Origin of the sequence: Pseudomonas sp. PS01299, from assembly GCF_029960145.1 — a bacterium.
In the GTDB taxonomy this organism is placed as follows: Bacteria; Pseudomonadota; Gammaproteobacteria; order Pseudomonadales; family Pseudomonadaceae; genus Aquipseudomonas; species Aquipseudomonas putida_A.
On record NZ_JASCPO010000301.1, the window covers coordinates 1 to 5,958 of the forward strand.

Consider the following 5,958-nt stretch of genomic DNA (forward strand, 5'->3'; position numbering starts at 1 on the left):
GGTGGATGGCAGCTTTGCTCCCACTCGTGCTTTAAACACCGCGGACTCACAGCTTGCCATCCACCCCTCTCACCCCAGAGTTTATTCCTTTACTCAGACACAAGCGGGCTTGCTCGCGAAGAGGCCCGCCCGACCAACACAAACCCCGAGGTGAATCGGTCATCGACCAGCCCGATCACCAGATCAGAACAAGCGATTGGACGCACTTTCACCACCCCCGTAGCCTGAACCCACTTCAGCGCTTCGGGACTTTTCAAGATGCTCTGCCACGTCGAATCCAACACCGAACCCAACGCCCCCGCACCGCAACCGTCACAGGTGGCGTTTCGCGAATACCTGCCGCACGCCCCGCTCTCGCACGTCGCCCTGGCCGCGGAGATCGCCCTGGCGATCACCTTCAACGGCCTGAGCCAGGCGGTGATGATGGTCTCGCCCGGCAACCTCGAAGACTTCATCCGGGGCTTCAGCCTGAGCAACGCGATCATCGACAGCGTCGACGAGATCTACGACATCCGCCTGAACCATTTCGATCAGGCCTGTCAGGCCGAGGTGCAGATATCCAGTCGCGCGTTCTGGGCGCTGAAAGATCATCGTCGGCAAATGGCCGGCACCAGCGGCTGCGGCATCTGTGGCGTCGAGGCGCTGGAGCAGGCGTTGCCGCAACTGCAGATTCTGCAACCCTGCGCCCTGCCGCCGGCCGCGCATTTTGACGGTATCCGCCAACGCATCGAACAGGCTCAGCAACTGGCCCGCAGCAGCGGCGCCCTGCACGCGGCGCTGTACTTCGATGCCAGCGGTGAGGCGCTGTTGTGCCGCGAAGACATTGGCCGGCACAACGCCCTCGACAAGCTGATCGGCGCGATGCAAATCGCTGACGTCGATGCGCGCCAGGGCTTCGTGGTGGTCACCAGCCGTTGCAGCCTGGAGCTGATCCACAAGGCCGTGCGCGCCCGCCTCGGCACCCTCGTCAGCCTGTCCGCCCCCACCGCATTGACCGTGCGCTGGGCGCTCAAGCATCACCTGAATCTGATCCACGTTCCGCACCGTAACGCCCCCCGAATCTACAGCCCGATCCAGGAGCTTTCGCCATGAGCAACACCCTCACCCACCTCGACGATCAGGGCCGCGCCAACATGGTCGACGTCTGCGACAAAGCCGCGACTCGCCGCGAAGCCACGGCGCAGGCCTGGGTGCAGATGCGCCCGGAAACGCTGCAGATGATCCAGGCCAACGGTCACCCCAAGGGCGACGTTTTCGCCGTGGCGCGCATCGCCGGAATCCAGGCGGCCAAACGCACCCACGAACTGATCCCGCTGTGCCATGCGCTGCTGCTCAGCTCGATTCACGTTGAACTCAAGGCCTGCGAACCGGACCGCGTGCAGATCACTAGCACCTGCCGCCTCACCGGCCAGACCGGCGTCGAACTCGAAGCCCTGACCGCCGCCAGCGTCGCCGCATTGACGATCTATGACATGTGCAAAGCGGTGGACCGGGCCATGGTCATCGGCGACATCCGCCTGCTGAGCAAACACGGCGGACGCTCCGGGCATTTTCAATGGGAGGACGCGCAATGATCCTGATCAACTACTTCGCCAGCTACCGTGACCGCCTCAATCTGGGCGGTGAAAAAATCCCTTTGAGCGACAACCTGACCTGCATCGAAGACGTGCGGCAATTGCTCATGGCCCGCGGCGAGGAATGGCGCGAAGTGCTTGGCGCCGGCAACCTGATGTGTGCGTTGAACCAAGAGCTGTGCCAACCGAGCGCGGCGATCGAAGACTTCGACGAGATCGCGTTTTTCCCACCGGTCACCGGGGGCTGAGCATGACGGTTCGAGTTCAGTACAAAAGCTTCGACGTCGGCCAATTGACCGCCGACCTGCATGCGCGCAATCCACGGGTCGGCGCGGTGGTGAATTTCATCGGCTATGTGCGTGATCTGAACATTGGCCAGAGCGTGAACGAGCTGTTCCTCGAGCACTATCCGGGCATGACCGAAAAAGCCCTCGAACGGATCGCCGACGAGGCACGCGAGCGCTGGCCGCTGCTGGGTGTGGAGATTGTGCATCGGGTCGGCGCGCTGGCGGTCAGCGAGCCGATCGTGTTTGTTGGCGTCAGCAGCAAGCACCGGCACATGGCGTTCGAAGCCTGCGCGTTCATCATGGATGTGCTCAAGACCCGCGCGCCGTTCTGGAAGCGCGAGAGCACGGCGCAGGGTACGCATTGGGTCGAGGCGCGGGAGAGTGACCAGAATGCGGCGCTGCGCTGGAGTCTGGCACATGCCTGAAGATCAAGAGCCCCTCACCCTAGCCCTCTCCCCGAGGGAGAGGGGACTGATTGGGGGATATTGAAGAAATTCACCGAATTGAAAGATTGGTTCTGAATCCATAATCGACTCGATCTTTCAGGTCGATGGATAACGCCAGACACCTCGGTCGGCCCCTTCACGCGCAGGCGTATGGCTGAAGATCAAATCCATCATCGACTCGATCTCTCAGGTCGATGGATAACGCCAGACACCTCGGTCGGCCCCTTCACGCGCAGGCGTATGGCTGAAGATCAAATCCATAATCGACTCGATCTCTCAGGTCGATGGATGACGCCAGACACCTCGGTCGGCCCCCTCTCCCTCTGGGAGAGGGCTGGGGTGAGGGTTGAAAGTCTGATTAGATAGCCACTCCGCCAGGATTAAACTCCGGAGTTTCGTTTGAGCACAGCGCCCAACAACCTGCCCCGCCCCGCTCCCGTCACCCTGCGCCAGGCCTGGCGCTTCTGGCTCAAGCTCGGCTGCATCGGTTTCGGCGGTCCGGCCGGGCAGATCGCGATCATGCATCAGGAACTGGTCGAGCGCCGGCGCTGGATCTCCGAGCGGCGCTTTCTGCACGCGCTCAACTACTGCATGTTGCTGCCCGGCCCCGAGGCGCAGCAACTGGCGACCTACATTGGCTGGCTGCTGCATCGCACCTGGGGCGGGGTGATTGCCGGGGCGCTGTTCGTGCTGCCGTCGCTGTTCATCCTGATTGCGCTGTCGTGGCTGTACATCGCGTTCGGCGATGTGCCGGTGGTCGCCGGGATCTTCTACGGAATCAAACCGGCGGTGACCGCGATCGTCTTGCACGCCGCGCACCGTATCGGCTCGCGGGCGCTGAAAAACAGTTGGCTGTGGGCGATCGCCGGGGCGTCATTCGTGGCGATCTTTGCCTTCAATCTGCCGTTCCCGCTGATCGTCCTCGGTGCGACATTGCTCGGCTATTTCGGCGGACGCCTGGCGCTGCAGCGCTTCGACAATGGCGGGCAGCGCAGCAGTGCCGAATCCTTCGGCCCGGCGCTGATCGATGACGACACACCGACACCTGAGCATGCGCGATTCAGCCTGCCGAAACTGTGGCGTCTGCTGCTGGTTGGCGCAGCGCTGTGGTGTTTACCGATGGGCCTGCTGACCGCGCTGTTCGGCTGGGACGGCACGTTCACGCAAATGGGCTGGTTCTTCACCAAGGCCGCATTGCTGACGTTTGGTGGCGCTTACGCGGTGTTGCCCTACGTCTATCAGGGCGCGGTCGGGCACTACGGCTGGCTGACGCCGACGCAGATGATCGACGGCCTCGCCCTCGGCGAAACCACGCCCGGGCCGCTGATCATGGTGGTAGCGTTTGTCGGTTTCATCGGCGGTTATGTGCAACCGACGTTCGGTGCGGAACATGCATTCGCCGCTGGCGCACTGGCGGCGACGCTCGTGACCTGGTTCACCTTCCTGCCCTCGTTCCTGTTCATCCTCGCCGGCGGGCCGCTGGTGGAATCAACGCACAACGAACTGAAGTTCACCGCACCGCTGACCGCCATCACCGCTGCGGTGGTCGGGGTGATTCTGAACCTGGCGTGTTTCTTCGCTTATCACGTGTTCTGGCCCAACGGTTTCGCCGGGCATGCGGATCTGTTTTCGATCGGGCTGGCGCTGCTGGCGGCGTTGGCACTGTTCATTTTCAAACGCGGCGTGATTGAAGTGTTGATCGTTTGCGCCATTGCCGGGCTGGGCTTTCATCTGATGCGCTGAATCCTGGCCTGCGAATCTCCCGTTTACACGCCCGCGAATTCCCCCTTACTATCCGGGCACACCGGTCGGCGGGCCTGCCCCGCCACCGACGTTTTCCGCCAACGGAAACACGCGTTATGAGCACGTCACCACAACAACCAGAAAGGTTGAACGTCTCCGCTGTGTGCGCCCTCTGTCACAGGGGCCGCGCATGAATCGCATCGTCAATCTCCCCATGGCCCTGCGCCGTTCCAAGCTGCGTCACTCCGCACGCCCGCCGGATATCGCCTGCTGACTCTCTCAGTCAACAAAAACGATGGATGCATGACTGTAGTGAGGGGATTTATCCCCGATGGACTGCGCAGCAGTCCTCAAAGGTTCTGTGTCACGTCTGACTGATCTCCATTTGATATCCCTGCCGGGACGCCCTACATGCGTCCGGCCCGATCCTGCGCGCCCATGCGGCGCCATCGTGAGTGATTGACCATGAAATTCGCAGCCATCGAAGACGCACGCCTGTTCCTTGAACAGAACCCCGATATCGACATGATCGAGCTGTTCATCCTCGACGCCAACGGCGTGCCGCGCGGCAAGCTGTTGCACCGCGAAGAACTGCTCGCTGTATACGAAAGCGGTCGCCCGCTGCCCAGCACCATTCTCGGCCTGACCGTGCAGGGCGAGGACGTGGAAAACTCGGGTCTGGTGTGGGACGTCGGCGACATCGACTGCCGCGCCTACCCGCTCGAAGGCAGTCTGGTGCGCCTGCCGTGGCGGCAGATTCCGACGGCGGCGGTGCAGGTCAGCATGCACCCGAGCGAGGGAATGCCGGCGAGCATCGCCGACCCGCGTCATCTACTGATCAAGGTGATCGACGGCCTCAAGGCCGAGGGTTTTCACCCGGTGATGGCGTGCGAGCTGGAGTTCTATCTGCTCGACGCCAAACGCGATCACAACGGTCGCCCGCAACCGGCGCTGGACGCCGACGGTGGCCGACCGCGACACACCCAGGTCTACGGTTTGCGTGAAGTGGAGCAGATCGAACCGTTCCTCGCCGACCTCTACGGCGCCTGCAAACTGCACGGTATTCCGGCGCGCACGGCGATCTCGGAATACGCCCCGGGCCAGGTGGAAATCACCCTCGAACACGGCGACGCGTTGCTCGCGATGGATCAGGCGGTGCGCTACAAACGCCTGGTCAAAGCGGTGGCGCACAAGCACGGCATGCGGGCGACGTTCATGGCCAAGCCGTTCGATGATCTGGCCGGTACCGGCATGCACATGCACGTCAGCCTCGCCGATGCCGAAGGGCGCAATCTGTTTGCTTCCGAAGACCCGGCCGGTACCCCGCTGCTGCGCACCGCGATTGGCGGCATGCTCGCCTCGCTGCTCGATTCGCTGCTGCTGTTCTGCCCCAACGCCAACTCCTACCGCCGCTTCCAGGCCAACAGCTATGCGCCTTTGGCGCCGACCTGGGGCGTCGACAACCGCACCGTCAGCCTGCGCGTACCGGGCGGCCCGGCCAACACCCGGCACATCGAACACCGCATCTGCGGCGCCGACGCCAACCCGTATCTGGCGGCGGCAGCGATCCTTGCCGGGATCCATCGTGGCATCCGCGAGGATCTGGATCCGGGCGCACCGGTCGAGGGCAACGGCTATGCACAAGCCAAGGAATTACTGCCGACCGATTGGCTGACCTCGCTGCAGGCGCTGGAGAATTCGGTGTGGGCACGGGATGCCCTGGGGCAGGAATTTCTCGGGGTGTATCTGGCGGTGAAGCGTGCCGAGTACCGGCAGTTCATGGCCGAGGTGGGTGAACAGGATTGGCGCTGGTATCTGACCGAAGCCTGAAGCCTCACACCATCCCCCCTGTGGGAGCGGGCTTGCTCGCGAAGGCGTCGGCACAGTCAATATTTCAGTGACTGACCC

General features: G+C 62.9%; 6 protein-coding genes. All 6 read left to right on the forward strand.

Going from position 1 to position 5,958, the window contains the following annotated elements; all coding sequences use genetic code 11:
* Positions 1–258: 258 nt before the first annotated feature.
* The 6 genes from fdhD (at position 259) to QMX91_RS28315 (ending at position 5,880) form a co-directional block, all read left to right on the forward strand.
* Positions 259–1,092 carry a formate dehydrogenase accessory sulfurtransferase FdhD gene (gene fdhD, locus QMX91_RS28290; protein ID WP_282413721.1) on the forward strand — a complete coding sequence of 278 codons (834 nt, stop codon included), beginning with the start codon at positions 259–261 and terminating at the stop codon, positions 1,090–1,092.
* The gene (gene moaC, locus QMX91_RS28295; protein WP_282413722.1) at positions 1,089–1,574 is read left to right on the forward strand and encodes a cyclic pyranopterin monophosphate synthase MoaC; all 486 of its coding nucleotides are present in this window, start codon (positions 1,089–1,091) and stop codon (positions 1,572–1,574) included. The genes fdhD and moaC overlap by 4 nt, the downstream gene beginning before the upstream one ends.
* Positions 1,571–1,822 carry a MoaD/ThiS family protein gene (locus QMX91_RS28300; RefSeq protein WP_003226078.1) on the forward strand — a complete coding sequence of 84 codons (252 nt, stop codon included), beginning with the start codon at positions 1,571–1,573 and terminating at the stop codon, positions 1,820–1,822. Before moaC ends, QMX91_RS28300 begins: the two co-directional genes overlap by 4 nt.
* Positions 1,823–1,824: 2 nt before the next feature.
* On the forward strand, positions 1,825–2,286 hold the full coding sequence (gene moaE / locus QMX91_RS28305; RefSeq protein WP_223008341.1) for a molybdopterin synthase catalytic subunit MoaE: 462 nt from the start codon (positions 1,825–1,827) through the stop codon (positions 2,284–2,286).
* Positions 2,287–2,706: 420 nt separating this feature from the next.
* A complete protein-coding gene (gene chrA / locus QMX91_RS28310; RefSeq protein ID WP_282413723.1) occupies positions 2,707–4,050 on the forward strand; it encodes a chromate efflux transporter in 1,344 nt (447 codons plus the stop codon).
* A 465-nt stretch (positions 4,051–4,515) separates the two neighbouring features.
* A complete protein-coding gene (locus QMX91_RS28315) occupies positions 4,516–5,880 on the forward strand; it encodes a glutamine synthetase family protein (protein ID WP_282413724.1) in 1,365 nt (454 codons plus the stop codon).
* Positions 5,881–5,958: the final 78 nt, after the last annotated feature.